General features: G+C 41.7%; 15 protein-coding genes and 1 pseudogene. 8 read left to right on the top strand and 8 right to left on the bottom strand.

Annotated features, from left to right (window positions below):
- Window positions 1–77: 77 nt before the first annotated feature.
- The 3 genes from V7K35_RS26430 to V7K35_RS26420 form a co-directional block, all read right to left on the bottom strand.
- Window positions 78–3,077 (bottom strand): MFS transporter, encoded by a 3,000-nt coding sequence (locus V7K35_RS26430; RefSeq protein ID WP_335083101.1) that lies wholly within the window; start codon window positions 3,075–3,077, stop codon window positions 78–80.
- 290 nt (window positions 3,078–3,367) lie between these two features.
- Complete coding sequence (gene infC / locus V7K35_RS26425; RefSeq protein ID WP_335083099.1) at window positions 3,368–3,901, bottom strand: translation initiation factor IF-3; 534 nt, start codon at window positions 3,899–3,901, stop codon at window positions 3,368–3,370.
- Window positions 3,902–4,630: 729 nt separating this feature from the next.
- A complete protein-coding gene (locus tag V7K35_RS26420; RefSeq protein WP_335083097.1) occupies window positions 4,631–4,993 on the bottom strand; it encodes a hypothetical protein in 363 nt (120 codons plus the stop codon).
- Between the two features lie 255 nt (window positions 4,994–5,248).
- On the opposite strand from V7K35_RS26420, the gene V7K35_RS26415 reads away from it, so the two are divergent.
- Window positions 5,249–6,304, top strand: coding sequence for a DMT family transporter (locus V7K35_RS26415; RefSeq protein WP_335083095.1), 1,056 nt, complete (start codon window positions 5,249–5,251; stop codon window positions 6,302–6,304).
- A gap of 340 nt (window positions 6,305–6,644) precedes the next feature.
- The gene (locus tag V7K35_RS26410; RefSeq protein ID WP_335083093.1) at window positions 6,645–7,367 is read left to right on the top strand and encodes a DUF2996 domain-containing protein; all 723 of its coding nucleotides are present in this window, start codon (window positions 6,645–6,647) and stop codon (window positions 7,365–7,367) included.
- 120 nt (window positions 7,368–7,487) lie between these two features.
- On the opposite strand, the gene V7K35_RS26405 is transcribed toward V7K35_RS26410, so the two are convergent.
- Window positions 7,488–7,982 (bottom strand): TM2 domain-containing protein, encoded by a 495-nt coding sequence (locus tag V7K35_RS26405; protein WP_335083091.1) that lies wholly within the window; start codon window positions 7,980–7,982, stop codon window positions 7,488–7,490.
- A gap of 696 nt (window positions 7,983–8,678) precedes the next feature.
- Here V7K35_RS26405 and acsF point away from each other — a divergent pair.
- The 3 genes and pseudogenes from acsF to V7K35_RS26390 all read left to right on the top strand — a co-directional run bounded on the left by acsF (window position 8,679) and on the right by V7K35_RS26390 (window position 11,558).
- Window positions 8,679–9,755, top strand: a complete 1,077-nt coding sequence (acsF, locus tag V7K35_RS26400) for a magnesium-protoporphyrin IX monomethyl ester (oxidative) cyclase (protein ID WP_335083089.1) — start codon at window positions 8,679–8,681, stop codon at window positions 9,753–9,755.
- Between the two features lie 589 nt (window positions 9,756–10,344).
- Window positions 10,345–10,464, top strand: a pseudogene (locus V7K35_RS26395) (IS630 family transposase); the annotation flags it as partial.
- A gap of 146 nt (window positions 10,465–10,610) precedes the next feature.
- Window positions 10,611–11,558, top strand: a complete 948-nt coding sequence (locus V7K35_RS26390; protein ID WP_335083087.1) for an L-lactate dehydrogenase — start codon at window positions 10,611–10,613, stop codon at window positions 11,556–11,558.
- 140 nt (window positions 11,559–11,698) lie between these two features.
- On the opposite strand, the gene V7K35_RS26385 is transcribed toward V7K35_RS26390, so the two are convergent.
- The 3 genes from V7K35_RS26385 to V7K35_RS26375 form a co-directional block, all read right to left on the bottom strand.
- Entirely contained in the window at window positions 11,699–12,916 is a 1,218-nt protein-coding gene (locus V7K35_RS26385; protein WP_335083085.1) for a type I restriction endonuclease, read from the bottom strand.
- A gap of 271 nt (window positions 12,917–13,187) precedes the next feature.
- Window positions 13,188–13,622: a hypothetical protein gene (locus tag V7K35_RS26380; protein ID WP_335083083.1), complete on the bottom strand. Its 435-nt coding sequence runs from the start codon at window positions 13,620–13,622 to the stop codon at window positions 13,188–13,190.
- A 1,015-nt stretch (window positions 13,623–14,637) separates the two neighbouring features.
- Window positions 14,638–15,480 (bottom strand): MBL fold metallo-hydrolase, encoded by an 843-nt coding sequence (locus tag V7K35_RS26375; protein ID WP_335083176.1) that lies wholly within the window; start codon window positions 15,478–15,480, stop codon window positions 14,638–14,640.
- A gap of 260 nt (window positions 15,481–15,740) precedes the next feature.
- Between V7K35_RS26375 and V7K35_RS26370 the strand changes: the two genes are divergently transcribed.
- The gene (locus V7K35_RS26370; protein WP_335083174.1) at window positions 15,741–16,007 is read left to right on the top strand and encodes a Precorrin-3B methylase; all 267 of its coding nucleotides are present in this window, start codon (window positions 15,741–15,743) and stop codon (window positions 16,005–16,007) included.
- A 305-nt stretch (window positions 16,008–16,312) separates the two neighbouring features.
- On the opposite strand, the gene V7K35_RS26365 is transcribed toward V7K35_RS26370, so the two are convergent.
- The gene (locus V7K35_RS26365; RefSeq protein WP_335083081.1) at window positions 16,313–17,407 is read right to left on the bottom strand and encodes a WD40 repeat domain-containing protein; all 1,095 of its coding nucleotides are present in this window, start codon (window positions 17,405–17,407) and stop codon (window positions 16,313–16,315) included.
- Window positions 17,408–18,031: 624 nt separating this feature from the next.
- Here V7K35_RS26365 and V7K35_RS26360 point away from each other — a divergent pair.
- Both V7K35_RS26360 and V7K35_RS26355 read left to right on the top strand, forming a co-directional pair.
- Window positions 18,032–18,214: a hypothetical protein gene (locus V7K35_RS26360; RefSeq protein ID WP_273767515.1), complete on the top strand. Its 183-nt coding sequence runs from the start codon at window positions 18,032–18,034 to the stop codon at window positions 18,212–18,214.
- 346 nt (window positions 18,215–18,560) lie between these two features.
- Complete coding sequence (locus V7K35_RS26355) at window positions 18,561–19,256, top strand: pentapeptide repeat-containing protein (protein WP_335083079.1); 696 nt, start codon at window positions 18,561–18,563, stop codon at window positions 19,254–19,256.
- Window positions 19,257–19,259: the final 3 nt, after the last annotated feature.

Here is a 19,259-nt window from a genome sequence, read left to right as displayed (position 1 = left end):
TCCCTAATTTATTTAGGACTTACACAAAAATTGCCAAAAAGCTTAATTTATCGGTCGGTGTCTCTAGTGGGATTGGTCTAATTTTTAAACTGGTATTTTTCGAGTAACTCTTTAACTTGAGCAGCCACCAGAGGATGTGGATCTTTTTGTAGCTGGGGTAATATTTGCAGGAGAACGCGATGTGAAACCAGATGCAAGTATGCGATCGCAGCTTCCCTAACAAAGCCAGTTGGATGACGCAAACTCATTAAAATCTCAGAACTTGTCAGTCGGATACGAGTCACTTGAGCAAAATGGAAACAGCAAGCTAGGCACCAGTCAGAAAGCAAGTTACCCAACATCAGCAATCTGTGGAGGCGATCGCTAACTACCATATTTTCATATTCTAGGATCTTGGCTTCTACAAGATGTTGCAATTTTTCTGCCTGTGGTCGGTTATCTAAAGTATTCAACAACAAAGACTTTGAAGACAGAGTTACGGTATGCTCTAAGATTTCTAAGCCCCGCGCTAAATTTACCACTGAGAGCGATCGCAGATTAAATGCTGCTGCCTGCATCTTTTCTGGCGAGTAAAGCAGTCTCAATAGCAATAGCAGCCGCTCTTTGACATCCAATTCCAATTCGAGGAGGGCGCGTTGCAGTAATTCAGAGACAATCACAATCCTCTCACTTGATTGATAATTTTCTTTTTCGTCTAATGTTTTGAAGTCAATGTAGGCGGCGTAAATCTCACCTAAAAACTTTAATTCCTGTTCTATTAAATTTTCTACCTGACTTTCATAAAACCGATCTACTAAACCTGTAATTCCTGGTTGTTTGTGTATTTTTAATAAGCTGTGGAGAATATGATCCCTGGTAGTTCCCCAAGATGATTGCAAGTTTTCCCATAAAGTCTCCAATGCTTCCTGAGTACCAATTTGAGCAATAGTCCGCCAAGCGTACATCCGCACTACTTCTGGTTTGTAAATATTGATAGCCAACTGCAACAGCATCTCTACAGCTTCATTCTCCAGTAGTATTAGGGCTGACATTGCTGTATTGCGGGTTGATTTATAATAAAGTGCTGCAATCAGTGCCGAATAGTACTCCTCTAAATGGGTAGCAGCGATCATTTCTAATACGGCGCAGCGTACCCTTAAGGACTCATCTTGTAATAAATTTGGGATGTAAATCCGCAACGCCTGCAAATAAACTGCTTCTCTGAGCGCTCTAACTCCATTCACCCGTTCCCGTTCTTGCTTATGAGTCAACATCCGGCGCATGGTTTGAGTGGCTGCTACCTTTTGCATGGGCGTTCCTTGGCGTAAGACTAAAGCGGCGGCGGTAGCACGGATGAGTGAGTTTTGGCGAGGGTTCAAATATTCTTCTAGCAGGCTTAAATTAGGATTTGGTTCAGCCAGCCAAATGTAGCGTAGCGCCAAGGCAAAAACTTCGGGGTTAGTTTGTTGGGGTTGTTCTAACAAAGGACGGATGGCGGCTAGATAAGCGGGATTGGCACCTGCCATCAGCATCACCTCCAAACTTTGGCGCTGCAAATCTGGAGTTAACTTGAATAATAGGGGTGCTAAAACTTCCGCAGCTCCTTGGGAATCAATTTGGGCTAAAAGTTCAATACAAGAACGTTTATCAGCCTCACTGCCTTTTTCTGCTAGAGCTTTGACTACCCCCTGCTTAAAGAATCGCAGACCCACATTCGTTGCGCTTAAGTGACCCCGTGCCACACTTAAGACTAACAGTTCAACATAGCGCGATCGCAATTCCCAAACTACTTTTAAACAGGCACTAGCTATAAGCATTGTTTCTGCTACCAACACCCACTTTTGCAGGGGTACGGGTACAAACCTCCCACAAAACAATAGAGTTACAAAAATTAGCGCTCCTGTCAAACCTGTAGCGATCGCTTCGGCAGTTCCACCAGATAAAGTCTGCATCCGGCTGCGAATTGCCTCTGGAATCGGTTGGTACAGGATGGGGCCGCTACTCATCACAAAGGTATAGCGCAGAAGTTCATCGCAGAATTTGACAATCACCAGACCCCAAAAAAAACTTTGCGATTGGATGGCTGGAATTAAATGCAGGAATACCAGCACTCCTGGTAGTGAAAAGCCTACAGTGATTGGTAAAAGTGTGGCTGTGAAAAATACCCCCATCCGTTCGATGAGTCGGCTGGAAATAAACCACTGCAACAACAACTCACACAGTCCTAACATGCCACCAAAAAGACCCAAGAAGCTAGCGAGTTCTCGATCACCCAAATTAGATTGAAGTTCGCGCAGATATTGAAAATCTACTAACAACCCAATGACTTGCAACAGACCGACAAAGGCAAATAATTGCCAGACATAGCGTTTCAGCGGACTTTTAATGAAACGCTCTCGTGAGGTTTGTTCTTCAGAAATTAGTCTTTGTGGGGTTTCAGGAAAAGCTGCTCGGTAGTGATGAGTTAAATAGAAGAGAATCCCCGATCCTAATAAAATTACTATACAGGCGATCAGGATGATCTTATTCAGCGTGGTGTATTGCACTAGCCAAGGCAAACTAAAGCCACTAATCACATCTGCTACCAAAAGACCACTACTCACCAGTGGGTAAGTGCGCTTAATCTCTCGAATGTTAAATAGTTGGTTGGCGACAATCGAGGTGTTGAGGTCATTGACTACATAAAGTGCATCTACCCACAGCCGCAGCAGAAATACCGAAATAACTGCCAGGTATGAAACCTGCCATCCCCAACGTAATAAAATTAATAGAACTAATGGCATCAACATGCAAGGTGCGATCGCTACAATCACCCGGCGTAAGGGAAAAATCTTTTGTAACCAAGAGTATAAAAAAACCAGCCCTGCACTCATAGCGGCACTGGCAATATACATCCACGGCAGTAGGTTAGTTCCGTATTTATCCAAAAACAGCGCCACCGTACTGTCCTCTGCCCACCGCAATCCTACACATACAGTTGTGTAAAAAACAAACATTATCCGAGTCCGTTCACTCTCCTCTGGTCGGAGATTCACCCACTGTAGTAGCCGTGGTAAGGCAACTTTATTTGCAGCCAACCAGTGATTTTTCAGTTCCATGCAGTTTTATTTTCTGGTAGTATCACCGCGCAATAGGCGAGTAGGAATCTGGCGTTGCAGGGGAAGAAAATACTTCCTTGTCCTCCTCGTCCCTCATCTCCTGGAAATAGCAAAAGTCCTGAGCAACTGAGTCTTATGTTTCCCACTCAGCCTTCAGGACTATCGATTTTCGATAAATTTAAATGACCTCGCTACCTTTGGGCGCATGTTGTATCCAAACAAAAAACGAAAAAACCCCCTGGCTAGAAGTCAGGGGATTTTCAAACTTGGTCTATTAAACAGTTAGAGGATTATTTTTTGGGCGAGATGAGCATCATCATGTTTCGCCCTTCTTTTTTAGGCATTTGTTGAACCTCACCAAATGGCTCCAAATCCGTTGCCATTCGCTTGAGCAAATCTTCTGCTAGGTCGCTGTGTTGAATTTCTCGACCCCGGAACATCACAGTAGCTTTGACTTTATCGCCATCTTTCAAGAAGCGCTCTGCTTGCTTGACACGCACGTTGTAATCGTGTTCTTCTATTTTGTAGCGCATCTTAACTTCTTTGACATCAGCCGTGTGCTGCTTTTTCCGAGCTTCTCGTGCTTTTTTCTCCTGCTCAAACTTATATTTCCCGTAGTCCATAATCCGACAAACTGGCGGGTCAGCTTTATCACTGAGTAGCACCAAATCTAACTCTTTTTCTTCTGCTAATTGTAGTGCTTCCACTGGGGGCATAATTCCCAGTTGGCCACCGTCAGTGTCAATCACTCGAATTTTCGGGAAGCGAATTCGTTCATTAATTTGGGGTAAATCGCGAGTTCTTTTCTTCTCAATCACAGGCATTATGATTTGTGGGAGATCTTAATGAAGGATTTGGTGTGGTCTTGATTGATATGCCGCAGAGGCAAAATACTTAAATAACTCAGGACTGAAAACATGGTCTACAGTTCTAGGGTAACTAATCTATAAAATAGTTGCTTGGCTGTATTTGTCATTCTCCTGACTCTGAAAGAATTTCTTTGCAATAGTTAATCTAGATAACACAACATCAACTCATGTTAAATATTATTACAATTATTTTGCAATACAATACTTTATCTGATGGCGTAACCGCCCACCGGAGGTGATCGCATCTGAGCAACATATCTCCAGAATACCTTGATCACAGATGCAGGACATCTAGCAAAACTAATGAACTTTTCGCTTACCCACTCACCCACCAAAGATTAAAACTCCCTGGAACCAATAGCCAAAGTCCTTTAAAGAGGACTAATAAAAGGTTCCAGTCTACTTGAGTGGACTTCAGCTATTAGCCTTGCACTTGGTAGCTGGCATTGTCTAAGATAAATAAAATTAATGGGCCATTAAAGGTAAAAAGATTAAATTTTCTTTTTACCTTTGCCCTTTAACCTGATTATGCAAGAATAATGCCTTTTTGTGGAGGACTAAATCAGACTTTTACTCTAGCGTGGATGCGGCGCGGCTTGTTGTCAGACATCGCAACCTAGATGTAATCAAATAGCTCCTCTGGTTTTAGCAAAATATTAATTGAAAAGTGGATATAGGATTACTTCACTTCACTTCACTGGGTTCAAACTTAGTCACTTTACCTTTCTTAATTGCTACAATTACATCGTAGTATGAACAGTAAGCGAATGTGATATCATTGGCTTTGTTGTAAAGGTTAACTACGTGACCTGCACCACCTACCTGGATACCGATTGGCTCCAAGTCACCATAAAAGAAACGACGCAGTTGATCACCACTACCAATCTGACCCTTACTCTTAGTTAGCAAGTCTAGTTTCTGTGTTAGAGTCATCTCTTGGGCTGCTGATGCCTGCACTAATAACGGATTGATCACCTTTAATGGTGCGTCCCAAACTGTGAGAAAACCAACCAAGGCGACACTTGTAAGTATGGGTGCGAGTTTCATTTGTTACTCTCTTCTTTGTTTTATCCTGAACATCCCAAGCATCTCAGGTGGGAGTGAGAGTTGATTGAAACTAAGCCACTATTTTCATGAATTTATCCTTTGAGAAAATTTAGTTGATTCTCAGCACTTTCTCAGGCAATCATGGTTACTCCAAGTCACAGCAGAATTTAAGTATTTTCTCAACAAAACCTCATTCAGAACTGAATGACGGCAACTTAATATAATGAGCAATGCTTTCATTGCAGTGATGTTATTGTGACTAGACCCAAAAGACCACATCGCCTAATCCATAGAATTTCTGGACAAACATATCTCTGGCTAGCAATGCTAATTTTTGCAGCATCTGGCGCAGTTACCCGGAAGCTAACAGAAATTGGTGCTGAACATTTCATAGGCAATCGTAATCCGATTTCTTTTTGTAATGTTTTATTCGTGGGAAACCTTTGCGCCTTGATACTTCTGATCTTAATTTATGAGCGACAGTGGAACAAAGCTACTTTGAAGCAACTCTCAAGTAAGGATTGGGTCAGTTTAACAGCAGTAGCTATTTTATCGGGTGCGTTGGCCCCTGGCTTAATTTTCCAGGCATTTGCACTCACAGGAGTAAACAATGTCATCTTGGTGGGACGTTTGGAACCGCCTCTAACTCTGGCTTTATCAGTCTGGTTATTGAGAGAACGGGTAAATATTTGGGAATTTATCGGAGCGATCGCAGCGTTTGTCGGTGTTATCCTAACTATCATCCTTCAATCCCCAGCAGAAAACATGATGAACATGGGAGGTTTCAGTTTAGGCATAGGGGAACTTTTGGCAGCAGCAGGATCTGTGGCTGTAACCGCTTCTACGATTATTGGTAAGAAATACCTTTCGCAGATCCCGCTTGGAATCTATAGCATATTTCGGACTGCACTAGGAACCGTAATCTTTTTCCTCATTGCTTTAGTCGTCTATGGCAGCGATCATTTTGCTAATGTCCTTTCACCGTTCTTGTGGCAATGGATGTTTCTCTATGGTGGGTTGATTGTGGTAATAGGTCAGTCTTTTTGGATTAAAGGCTTGAAAACTTCCACTGTATCTATGGCTTCCTTAGTTAGCTCATTTAGCCCCATTGTGGGCATTCTCGCAGCCTATTTAATTTTAGGTGAAGCTCCTACCCGACCTCAATATATTGGCGGTAGCTTGATTTTATTAAGTCTATTCTTAAGCCAAGTTGGTATTTGGCGCAAGACTTTTAGCATTACGTCTGGTAAGGTAAGTTCTACTCAAGCACAGCAACAGGTAGAAACTGGTATGGGATTCAAGGGGATTTGAAGGAGGCAGAAGAATTTTAGATTAAATAAGATTTACGTAGAAGAAACTCCCTAACCCCCTTAAAACTTAACTCTTAAAACCTACCCCTTTTAAAGCTACGTGTACAGACATCTCTACACAGGATGCAAAACATCGTACTGTTGAACAATCTAAAACCGCAAATCCAAAATTGAAGGAACAGGGGACAGAAGGGAAAAAAGCTTATGTCCTAAGCCTTTGCATTATTTTTAATCTGTACAGTTATTATTGCCTTGCGGTACTATTATGTCAAAATGAAAATACCCGATACCTCAAGGTGAGCGATCGCTCCGAAAGCTAGATTAAAGGATTGACCTGAGCAATGGCAGACCAAACCAATCACAATCAAGCGGGAGAAGTAGCTCCCAGCACTGTTGATAAGCAAGCTCCCAGTGTAGCTGAAGAACACGCTCCTAGTACAGACTCACCCGAAGCCACAGATATTCCTACTGCCAACGCGCCAGATCCTAAAGCCGCAAATCCCGAAGATAACCCCAATGCTGCTAAACCAGCTGCTGTACCACCCAAGCGAGAAAAACCCGCAGCCGCAGCTAAAGCCGCAGGAGGCGAAAAACCCGCAGCAACAGGAGAAAAACCCGCCGCCGCAGCCGCAGCAACAGGAGAAAAACCCGCCGCCGCAGCTAAAGCCGCCAAAAAGGAAAAAGCCCCAGCTGTTGAAGATAAGCCATTTGTAGAGTTCATCGAGCAAGATTACTTGCCAGCTTTACAAAAAGCGATCGCTCAACAAGGCGTGCAAGATTTACAGGTGTCTTTTGCCAAGCAAAAGGTGCCAATCACTGGCTTTGAATCCTCTGAAGAATGCTGGCAAATTATCGGCAGTTGGACAGAAATCGGTCAGCGTCAGTTTAACCTGTATTTCCCCGAAGAAGATATTCAAGGGAAAAAGGGATTTTCCTGTAATGAAGGCAAAAAACCTAGCACCCTTGAGTCGTTCTTAATCGATGAGCGCAGAATTACACTCGATTTATTGGTATTTGGCTTAGTTCAGCGCTTAGACGGTCAAAAGTGGTTAGGTATAAATTAGTCATTGGGTATTGAAAAGAGGCAGAGGGGCAGTTCTTGCTGGGAGCAGAGGGAAAAGAGGTAATTTTTTATTCCCCTTGCAAGAGCAGCCCCCTGCTCCCCTGCTTCTTGCCCACTTCCCTTAAAGTTCGCGGAAATGGTAAGTAACGGCTCCAGTATTGGGGTCGTTATCAATTTTCACATAATCTGATTTGTACATCTCATTGAGAGTAGCTTCCACTTCGGCAAAGCTAGCTCCCGTGAACTTCACGCCTTGAGTGACAGTTAAAATACCACCCTTGCTTTCCGCCGCTTCGATCAGTTTCATCATGAGTTGGTTGCCTATTGGGCGGTGAACTTGAGAAGCAACCACTGCTTGATTTAACGGCACACCAAAGGGAGATACACCCGCTTTTAGTCTTAGCTGGTGTTCGTATTCGTCAACCATACCGGGCATGAAGAACAAATCCACGATCTGCCCTATACCAAACACACCACCGGTCACCAGCCACAACAACCCAGTGCCGATCTTGCCATTGTAGAAACGGTGCAGCCCTCCCACCCCGAAAAATCCGACTGCACACAAGATGTAAGAGACAAGAAGTCGGTCTTTTTGCTGATTGTTTTCAAGATTCATCTTGTTTTCAACTCTTTGGATTTGCTCTTGTTGTCTAAGATAGTTTTTCCATACTGTTTTTTATACCAAGTATGAATAGTTAGATTTACATCTTACACCAGTTACTTTCTGGCAATTTTTGGAGGTTGGTACTGATGTTCGCTCTAACTATAATTTGATGTTATGGGCAGTGTCCAACCTACAGTTATTGAAAAGGGTGCAAGATATCACTAAATAATTAGAATTTTTCAGTAATTATGCTAATCATGGATTGTTAATTTTAAGATGAGCAACGGATTGAGAAAACCGCATTAATTTATTGTAATAAGAACCACAGAAAATTACTGAGATAGTAGTGCTTTGAGAATACAAGAGGAGCGTCTTACTCCACTTGATCAAAACAATCCTGATCACTGAACTACGCTTATTTGACTACCAATCTGCGATTTCTGATTCCGCAAACATTGAATTATTGTTGCAACTCTTAATGTTTCGCTTGCAAATTTCTAACCCGTACCTTGGTAGACTGAACTTTATACAATTGGATTATTGTGGGCTGTTGCGCCTTAACAGAGCTTAACCCTTGGCTTTATGGTGAGGCAGTCCGATCTTTGGGGTTTCCCCCATGAGGAACTGCCGTTAGTATAGCGGTAGCGACGTAGAAGCGTCACCCGAAGGGTCTACTTAAGATAATAAAGACGAAAGAGCAATCAAGACATGGTAGATTCCCTCAAAAAACCAGGCTTTGAAGAAATCCGGCCAGGGATTAAAGTCCCGGCAAAAGAAACCCTGTTAACACCTCGGTTTTATACTACCGATTTTGATGAAATGGCACGGATGGACATCTCCGTTAACGAAGACGAGTTAAGAGCCATTCTCGAAGAGTTTCGCACCGACTACAATCGCCATCACTTTGTTCGGGATGCCGAGTTTGAACAATCCTGGGATCATATTGATGGGGAGACTCGCCAGTTGTTCGTTGAATTTTTAGAACGTTCATGTACGGCAGAGTTTTCTGGCTTTTTGCTGTATAAAGAACTCGGTCGTCGCTTGAAAGGCAAAAGCCCCGTCTTGGCAGAGTGTTTTAACCTGATGTCACGGGATGAAGCACGTCACGCTGGCTTTTTGAATAAAGCTATGTCGGACTTTAATCTGTCCCTAGATTTAGGGTTTTTGACTAAGAGCCGCAATTATACCTTCTTTAAGCCAAAATTCATCTTTTACGCCACTTATCTTTCTGAAAAGATTGGTTATTGGCGCTATATCACCATTTATCGCCACTTAGAAGCACATCCCGAAGACCGGATTTATCCAATCTTCCGGTTCTTTGAGAACTGGTGTCAAGATGAAAACCGTCACGGTGATTTCTTCGATGCGATCATGAAATCCCAGCCGCAAATATTGAATGATTGGAAAGCACGGCTGTGGAGTCGGTTCTTCCTATTGTCGGTGTTTGCGACAATGTATCTCAATGACATCCAACGTAAGGACTTTTATGCCACCCTTGGATTGGATGCGCGAGAATACGACATCCATGTTATTCAGAAGACTAATGAAAACGCAGGTAGGGTGTTCCCACTGATGCTGGATGTAGAGAATCCAGAGTTTTATCAGCGATTGGATACTTGTATAAGCAATAATCAGAAGTTGAGTGCGATCGCTAACTCTAATACTCCCAAATTCCTGCAATTATTCCAGAAACTGCCGCATTACATCTCCAATGGCTGGCAGTTATTGCGGCTGTACCTAATGAAGCCAATTGATACTGTTTCTGCTCAAGGGGCAGTTCGTTAAGTTATAACAGGTTTGCGAAAGCTTTAGTGGTTCTGCTGATTGCAGAGCCACTTTTTTTGTCAAAACCAATACCATAAGGGGTACTACTCGTCAATAGGTCTAGGCAGTTGGGTTGTATATGTAGTTTAACTATTATCATTATTTGGCTTTGCTCCTTTACGTCCACCTGGTAGCCAACTTTATGTCAGTGATTGGTATCGAGATGGGGCGATCGCCCTGTACGTATCGCGACTTTGCCATTAAATTCACCTGTCATCAATTTACCTCTATTATTTAGACGCTTTTATTGTAAACGTTCACAGGATTTACTTGGCTGTACTTTTGCCAACAAGATTGATACCAAAGGGTGAAACAGTATCCTTGGTTCGGGTTCAAAATTTAAGTCCTTAAAGTTTAGTAATGCTTTAATTTTTTTAAAGGCTTCAATTTATTCAGCAGTTGTTAGTAGTTTTGATTCTTGAGATTCTTGTTTCTCTTCTTCTTCAATCTCTTGTTCTATTTTCACTTCAACAGGCTGAGTTTTTTATTGACTAAATAAGCCAGTCATTAACTCTACTAAACTTTCCCAAATCAAACTTTTAACAAATAGTTCCATTTTTCATATTATTCTTTTTCTATAGTGAAAGCATTATTCGAGCTAGCAATCAATAGTCAAAATTTTTACTTCTCTAAGCTGAATGAATCGAGTAATTTATCACAAATGATTTAGGATTGCTATAAAATTTTATTTAAGATAAAAAACTACTATTTTATACTATATTTAAAAAATTATATTTGCAGAATAGCACTTCGCACTAACTAGCTGGAGTTAATATATACTTATTGATTCAGTTACAAAAAAGGTGAAATATAATCATGAGTAGCAAAACATCCAAGGTCGGTATTATTGGTGCGGGGAATGTGGGTGCAAACGTAGCAAATGCTTTAGTGCTACTCCGTAAGTGTGTAACAGTCGTCCTTTTTGACCGAACTTTATCAAAAGCTGAGGGGCAAGCATGGGATATTGGAGACAGCATTCCCCTACTTCAAGAGATGGAGATTATACCATCAAACCAGTATGAAGATTTAGCGGATTCTGATATTATTGTCGTGACTGTTGGGGTGCAGCAAAAACAAGGACAGACCCGATTAGATACGTTGAGCGACAATGCAGAGATTATGCGTTCCACGATGAAAGAATTGGATCGAGTCGCACCGAATTCAATCGTACTTATCGTTAGCAATCCAGTGGATATACTAACGCGGATTGCGATCGCCAGTTCCACTAGAGCAGAAAACCTAATTTTCGGTTCGGGAACTGTTCTTGATACTGCTAGACTGAGATATCAACTTGGTAAGCGGCTGAATGTTGCTCTTCAAGACGTTCATGTATATGTGATTGGAGAGCATGGAGACAGTGAATTTGTTGTTTGGTCTAATGCATTCATTGGGGGAATTCCGTTAACTGAATTTCCCATACCACAAGGAGAAAAACTGGAACAAATTCAGCAAGAGTACACAGAGTTAACGCGTAAGCGAGGTTATAGTATTTCTGAACGTAAAGGAAATACTAGCTATGGTATATCAACGGTAGTTTGTCAGTTAGTTGATTCCATCCTGCAAGATGAAAAGCAAATATTTCCAGTATCCGTGAGAGCAGATTCTAAGTATGGAGTTGACACTGATATTGTTCTTGGACTTCCATGTATCATTAGCTCAATAGGTATTGAGCGCCAACTGGTGTTACCAAGAAATGCTGATGAACAACGCTTATTAGAAGAGTCAGCCACCAAACTAAATCTTGCCTACAATTCGGGAGCATAATTAAAATCAACGTTAGCACCACTGCGATCATCAACGGGAAGTTAAGAATTCTATCTCTTAGTCCCAGTTGACGGTAGTAGTTTTCTTGTGCAGTGATGGCCCATGTAACTAATGCTGCTAGTAAAAGCAATTACACGGAGTTAAGCTGATTTTTCCATTCTGATTACATCTGGGGTGAATACTTGGTGCTTGGCTGCTTCTGCCTCGTAACATCTGAGAATCAGTGATGTCAGCTTATCGAAATCACTGACAGAGGAAATAATTACTTTTGATGTGGCATCCCCCACAGAAGCTGTTACTTCCTGCACTTCAAAATTTGAAGCTAGAGACTTTACTTCATCTACACTTAAGCGAGTAATAAAACTTTTTTTCTGCGAAGATAGATATAGTCTGAGAAACCACCAGGTAGTTTTGCCAACAAGATTGATACCAAAGTATGAAACAGTATCCTTGTATTGGAGTTCAAAGTTGTAACTCCTTGAAGTTTGCGTGATTGCTTTAATTTTTTCAAAGGCTTCAATTTCTTCAGCAGTTGTTACTATTTTCGTCGATTCTTGAGATTCCTGCTGTTTTTCCTCTTCTTCAATCTCTTGTTCTACTTCTACTTCAACAGGCTGAGTTATTTCTTGGCTAAGTGAGCGAGTCATTAACTCTACTAAACTTCCCTGAATCGACTTTTTAACAATTGGTTTAAATTTATCAATAACTTTACCAGTCATTCGACCTTTAATTTCATAACTAGGGGCAACTGTACCGAGTTCAGCTACTAAAAAGCGAATAAATTCTTCAGAAGGAGAACGTAAAAGATTTCCTAGAAGCTGAGTCATGCCTTTTACATAAACCATTTCTTCAGCATGACTGGTAATAGCTGTAACATCAAAATTATCACAGTGAAAGAATTTGAGGTTATCAATATCTTTGGTATCATATTCCAGGATGTTAAAAGCAAAAAATGGCTCCTTGTCCATGACATTTTTATCACGCAAGTCTGTAAAGAAACGGTACTCAACCCCATTAGTGACGATAGCTACTTTTGTTGTCAAAAGTCCATTAAAATAGCGGCTCAGTTGCCCATCATGTGCTTCAGCTTTTTGACCACGGGCTTTTGCTTCTACGAGCATAACTATATTATTGTTAATAGCTAAGGCGTAATCTACCTTTTCAAACTGCCCTGCTTTTTTAATAGCAAAATCTGCCACGTATTCCGGCATTACTTCACTAGGGTCATAGACATCGTAGCCAATAGCACTCAAAAAAGGAACAATTAGTGCCATTTTAGTAGCTTCTTCGCCAACAACTTGGTCAGCCCGCTTACGGACTTGTTCAGACAGCTTGGTAATATCTTCAATGAATCCCATTTTATTTGCTTCTGGTAGATTAGTGAGTATTAATACAATATTTTTTGTAAAATAGGAGTGATTGTAAGGTGATAAAGTACATTTAAATTGAAAGTGTTAGCGCGATCGCCTTCCTTATCACTCCTATAAAAGTATTCCCAGACAAGTGTCAGACGGTAACACTTATGACTTGTTCCCAGATGCAATGGCATCGGTAATGAATGACAAGAAGTCAGAATAATTTTTGATAAAGCCTCAGTCTATAGGCATTCTCAAAAGAAAAATACTCAAGCTAACTTGTCGTAGCTGCTTTGTTGCCATTTTTGCTGCCGCTGCCGTTCACACTGGCAATGAATGACGGTTGCTGTGAACTGTGAACTGGTGACTCGCCTCGCAGTCCCTTGTGGCGCTGGTTCTTAGGAACACCTCCCGCCATCCCGTACTCCACACTGCTTTTACCATATTGAGTAGCAACTCCTAACAGCATATGCTCTGCCATATCTGCCAACTCGCGCTCTGTTTGGAGCATGTCATGGTACATTTTATCAAGGTTGGAAAGAGCAGTGTTGTATAAATTCTCTCTAGTTCGCATTGTCTCGATTAGGGTAGAAAAGGCAGGTAGCGTCAGTCCATTGCCTACATTTAAATTCGGATCAATTGAATTAATGCCAGCAGCACGACGCGCTGCTTTTTCTAACACCTGAGAGGTTCTTTTTCTGCGAGTCATGATCTGAGCCTTGTAATCTAGTACGGTTAATATTCTTTACTTTAAAAAACTTCCGTATTGATCCGCTTGGGAGAACTCCGGCAATTCTGCAATGATTTTTGTTACATAGCGATCGTTGTCATGAATGCGCGATATACCGAAATTAGTAAGCAATCAAGCTTTTGAAAAAGCAATATGCCTTCTTACTTGCTGAATCTACCGAAATTAGTAAGCAATCAAGCATTTTGAGAAAGCAATATGCCTTTTTGCTTGCTGAATTTACTGAAATGTATACGTGATATACGGAAATGAGAAAGCAATTATGCATTTTAAGAAAGCAATATGCCTTTTTACTTGCTGAATTTACTGAAAGGAGAAAGCAATCAAGTATTTTGAGAAAGCAATATGCCTTTTTACTTGCTAAATCTACCGAAATCAGAAAGCAATCAAGCATTTTCAGAAAGCAATATGCTTGATTGCTTATTAAAATTGACTGATTAGGTAAACTGTTCCATTTTTAACTTGCTCTCATTAAGGCGGGCTTTCCCGTCTACTCCACAAGACTTTGATTAAATTTAGATATACAAGCTAAATGTGGAACAGCTTATTACAGCTATTTTCAGGTAAATAGACCATGCGGTAAGGGCACAGTATTGCTCATTGGTGTCAACTTAACGTGAAAGTTAGTTTAGAACAAGCTTTTAGAGATTGTCCTGTTGTCTCGTTCCCAGTCTCTGACTGGGAATGCCTAATAAGAGGCTCCGCCTCAAGACTTGCGGCAGAGCCGCAATTGAAGTGCATTTCCAGCCTCTGGCTGGAAACGAGGTTTTAAAGAGGTTTTGGCTTAAGTTAACACCAATGAGCATTGCTGTGCCCCTACGACAGATGTGGTTCAAATACATGAAAACTGCTGTAAAAGCTTGACAAGCTTAGGTAAGATATTTTACTTTGGGGTGAGTGTGTTAAAACTGATTAACGCATCTCACCCGAACCTTAAAAACTGGATAATTCCGTTGAAATACGTCGAGTTTTTGAGCTAATCTAAGGTTGTTGAGCGCGAATTGCCTTTCTGCAATTGTGAATTATCTTGGTCAGCGAAGGTTTTGAACTCGATCGCATCATGGCTACAAAAGAGGCGCACGTTACTACTGTGGTCGAGCGATAATGTACGTAACTTTTCTTGATTAGAAAGTCGAGCCTTGCGGTCTACCTCCATCATCCACTGGTAGGCACGCAAACCAGGTGTGCAAACTCGTTTATCAGAGCCGATCTCGTGTCGGTAAAAGTAAGCATCGCCTGCATGTAAGAGCCAGCCTTCAGATGTCTCAATAGCGATGCCTGCATGACCCCGTGTGTGACCGACGAGCGGTATCAGGAGAATTTCGGGCGGTAGTCCTTCGAGGTTACGTACTGCCTCAAAGCCGAACCAAGGTTCACCGCCAGCCGAATAATACTTCCAATCTTTTACTTCGTCCCACTGGCCAGGACGGTAACGTTGCGATGAGATAAAGCCGTGCCGTTCCTGCGCTGCTTCAATCTCACTGAGCATTACATGCACGGTTGCTTCTGGGAAATCTTCTAACCCGCCTGCATGGTCAAAATCGAGGTGAGTAAGCACTATGTGGCGGACATCGCGCGGGTTCAAGCCAAGCTGCTCAATAGCCGCAACCGCCGTGTATTTTTGTTCAAACTTGATTCGATTCAAATTCATGAAGAAGGGGCTGAGTCTTGATAATGGCGCTTTGATATCGCGCTGGCCGAAGCCTGTATCGATGAGAACGAGTCCCTGATTTGTCTCGATCAGCAGACAGTGACAGACCAGACAGGCTGTCAGCCCACGACTAAAACCGTCGAAGAGTGCCCCACCAATCGGGCACATACAACCGCAATTAAGATGATGAATACGCATAAATTATTCTATCGAGCATCAATCTCTTTTAAAGACGAAAAAATATGGATCATCAACATACTTAGGAGTGAACAAATTTATGTTTTCAGAGGATTTGATTGCTGAGTTACTTTTGCTGTCTGTGTCTAAAGTCTAGTGAAATCGATTTGCGGGTTTGACTTGTTTGGGTTGCGATTGTGAAAATGAGTCTGATTCGTTACGATCGCATTAGAAACTTATCGCATCTGAGTATGGCAAAGCAGGACGCTCCACTCACCGGAGTTGCGCTGATTAAAGAAGTCTGTCGGCGGATTCGGGTAGCCCGCAGCTATTGGGATGCTCACAATAATGCCGCCTGTCGGGGTGAGCGCGATCGCGCAATCTTCCTTTACAATACACTGACCAAGGAACAAAAAGAGCAGATTCCGCAAGTGTTGCGGGTGTGGCTGCGCTATCGCAGTGAGAAGTATTTTGGCGCACACCGAACACCGCCCAAATCGGCACGAAAATCAAAATAGTCCTTACCAGGACAACAAGCTCAATTATTCAATTCTCCATACTTGTCTTTTAAATTTCCATTCTGTAGGTAATAAATAATGCAGTTATAGCGGTTCCCATTCAGATGCAGTACAACGTTACATCACGAGGTGTAGGGGCACGGCAATGCCGTGCCCCTACGGGTTTACCTCACGTAAACGATAACTGCTATTAAGTGAGTGGGCAAAGTGAGCAAGAATAAATCAAACTATATTACGCAATGTAAAATTAATTAAATTGGCTCGTAGTAAAGGCTGAATTCCTTACTACAAACCTTTAAGCCCACTTACTTGTTGATTTGCCAAATATGAATAGTACTATCCTCATTGCTACTCACAAGGGTTTTACCATCTGGGCTAAAAGCAACCGCTAAAACAGAACTGGAACCATCCTGAAAGGTGTGCAACAATTTTAAAGTCTCTAAGCTCCACAGTTTAATACTGCCATCAAAATTGCCACAAATCAGAATTTTTCCATCCGGGCTAATGGTAAGAGATTCAACTGAACTAAAATTGTCAGGAAACTCATGCAACAGTTTTCCAGTTTGAAGATTCCATAACTTCAGGGTGCTAGTTGCACGATTTCGAGAAACTAGTTGACCAAAACTGCCAGTGACGAGCTTTTTGCTATCTGGAGTAATAGCAATAGCATCAACTCCGGTTTTGTGTCCTTTGAGAATATGGCGGGTTTTTTTAGTTTGCAGATTAATGAGCCTAATTGTATTGTCATCGCCACCCCCAGTACTCACAAGGGTTTGCATATCAGGGCTAAATGCAACCTTACTCACAAATGCTGAATGTGCAGCAATGGTATCAAGCAGCTTTAGAGTGTGTAAATCCCAAAGCTTAATTGTATGATCATCACTGCCACTAGCAATCAATCTACCATTTGAACTAATAGCAACGGTTTCTACTGGCAGCGGATGTCCACTTTCGATGTTAAGCATTAATTGAGTGCGTAAATCCCAAACCTTCATAGTTGGGGTGGTTATCCCACCACTTACAAGCAGCTTGCTATCTGGACTAATAGCAATTGAAGTAACACCATCTGAGTGAGCTTCTAAACTACTCAGCAATTTTCCAGTCTGAAGATTCCAGAATTTAATAGTATCATCTCTACCTCCACTAATCAGGGTTTGCCCATCCGGGCTAATCACAATTGCTCGAACACCAAAAGTCACTTTTTTATGCCCAGTCAGTGTATGAACAAGTTGAATATGTGATTGAGACTGAGTAATTGTACTCTTGACAATGGGAGGATTTGAACTGGAAGAATGGACATCAATGACAATCACCGTGATGTTGAGTGCGTAGTTTACCGCCGCAGGCATCGCTAAGGCTATAATAGCTAGTTTGGATTTGAGGAAATTTAATAATTTCATGGCAGTGAGGAACGCAATTATATAATAGGGTTCCCATTTTATGAAGTGCGTAGTTTACCGCCGTAGGCATCGCCCTTCATCCTCTTGATTCAAGTAAGGAAATATGCCACCAGGGGTGTCTGCCAAATCTAAGCAGTAGATAGACTGCTCAATTACTATGTGTTTTCTAGTACATTACTAGCCAGTTGTAAAGAAGCGATGACCGAGCGCTGTAAGTTGCTTGAGAAGTGATTCTACAGCGTTGGGTCAACAACTGGCGATTTGTGGAGCGACTGAGGCATAGGGTAAACTATTCCTCGTGTAACCTTCGGGCTATCCCGTTCTCTTGATATCTCATTTAAACTGCAAAACAGAGACTTGTAATGCCAAATTGGCAGAATCTTTCTGTGTTTATTTGAAGTGCTGCCGTCACTTCACCTTTTTCTTAACGCAGGAATGGAAAGAGTTGATGGCAGTATGGTCAAATACCTCTGCTAGTTCAATAGATAACTTTTAGCAAAGTTCGTTAAGCACGTCTAATTTAGATCGGTTGTTACACACACCAGTCTGATTGTGATTAGTCATAATGTAGTGTAGTAGTGCAATACATTGCACTGTTACAAAAGCTAAATACAGAGGTAAATTATGTTTCCTTTTTGGGGTAATCCCTGTTATGGAAGCGAACCCATTTCGCGCAAAGCTGGCTTAGAGCGGAAATTAAAATTCTTGATTTGGATGCGAGATGATTTAGAGTCCAAACTAGCTGGCGTTAATGCTTCTATTGATACCATTCGGCAACAAATAGAACGCTCAGACTCAACTGTTTAGAACTAAGTTCTTGTATTTGTACTTAAGCCGATTGTAACTCCTTTGTGACAGAGCGCTATATAATGGGCTGCATCAGTGTTGTAGGTCTTTGTGCAGCGCCCTGTCATAAACTGGCGCACAAAAGAGGCAGTCTTGAAAAAGGAAGCTCAGTCTTTTGTGCTGGTGAAACTAACTATGAATAAACTCTGTTTATTCATATTAGGACTTACGCAAAAATTGCTAAAAAGCTTAATTTATCGAACCGCCAAGACGCCAAGAGCGCCGAGAATTCGTAGAGTGTGCGTAAGTCTTAAATATCTAGAAGTTAGAGCCTTAATCGTCACTTAACGTGCCAAAATTTATAAAAATGAAAAATATTATCTCGATTGGTTGGAATAGCTGGTTAAAACGGCACAAGGAATCTATTTTACTATTTGACTCAATTGCTGCCGCTAATGAGATTGCCTTTATACTTAACGGTCAATGGGATGGCTGCAATGGTGTGAGCATAGCTAAATGTGATGAGGTAGCTATTAATACTGCGGCCAAACTATTAGAAGCTACATGGTGTTATCAAGGCGCATCAAAAGCTGTTTTAGACAGAGTAGCAACTGATGAACTTTTACGCCGTTATGCAATGGGAGAAAGAAATTTTATTAATGCTAATTTGAGGTGTGCAGTACTTGCATCAGTAAAGCTGAGTGAAATTAACCTAAGTTATGCAAAGTTGAGTTGGGCAGACTTAAGTCAAGCCAATCTAAGTAAAGCTGATTTAACGGCAGTAGACCTAAGTGAAGCTAATTTAAGTCGAGCCGACCTGAGTAAGGCATACCTAATGAGGACAAACCTAACCAAGGCAGACCTGCAACAAGCAGATATGAGAGGAGCTAATCTAAGTAGCGCTAACTTAAGTGAAGTTAACCTAACTGATGCAGACCTAAGAGGAGCCAATCTAGCACTAGCAGACTTAAGAGGGGCAAATTTTAACTTCTGCAATTTGAGTGGGGTTAACCTAACAGGTGCCAAGATAATTGAAAGTGACTTGGCTTTTGCTAGACAATAGACC

The sequence above is a fragment of the Nostoc sp. genome, from assembly GCF_036917275.1.
Taxonomy (GTDB): domain Bacteria; phylum Cyanobacteriota; class Cyanobacteriia; order Cyanobacteriales; family Nostocaceae; genus Nostoc.
The sequence above is the reverse complement of the archived record's forward strand: the minus strand, read 5'-3'. Positions and strand labels throughout refer to the sequence as shown.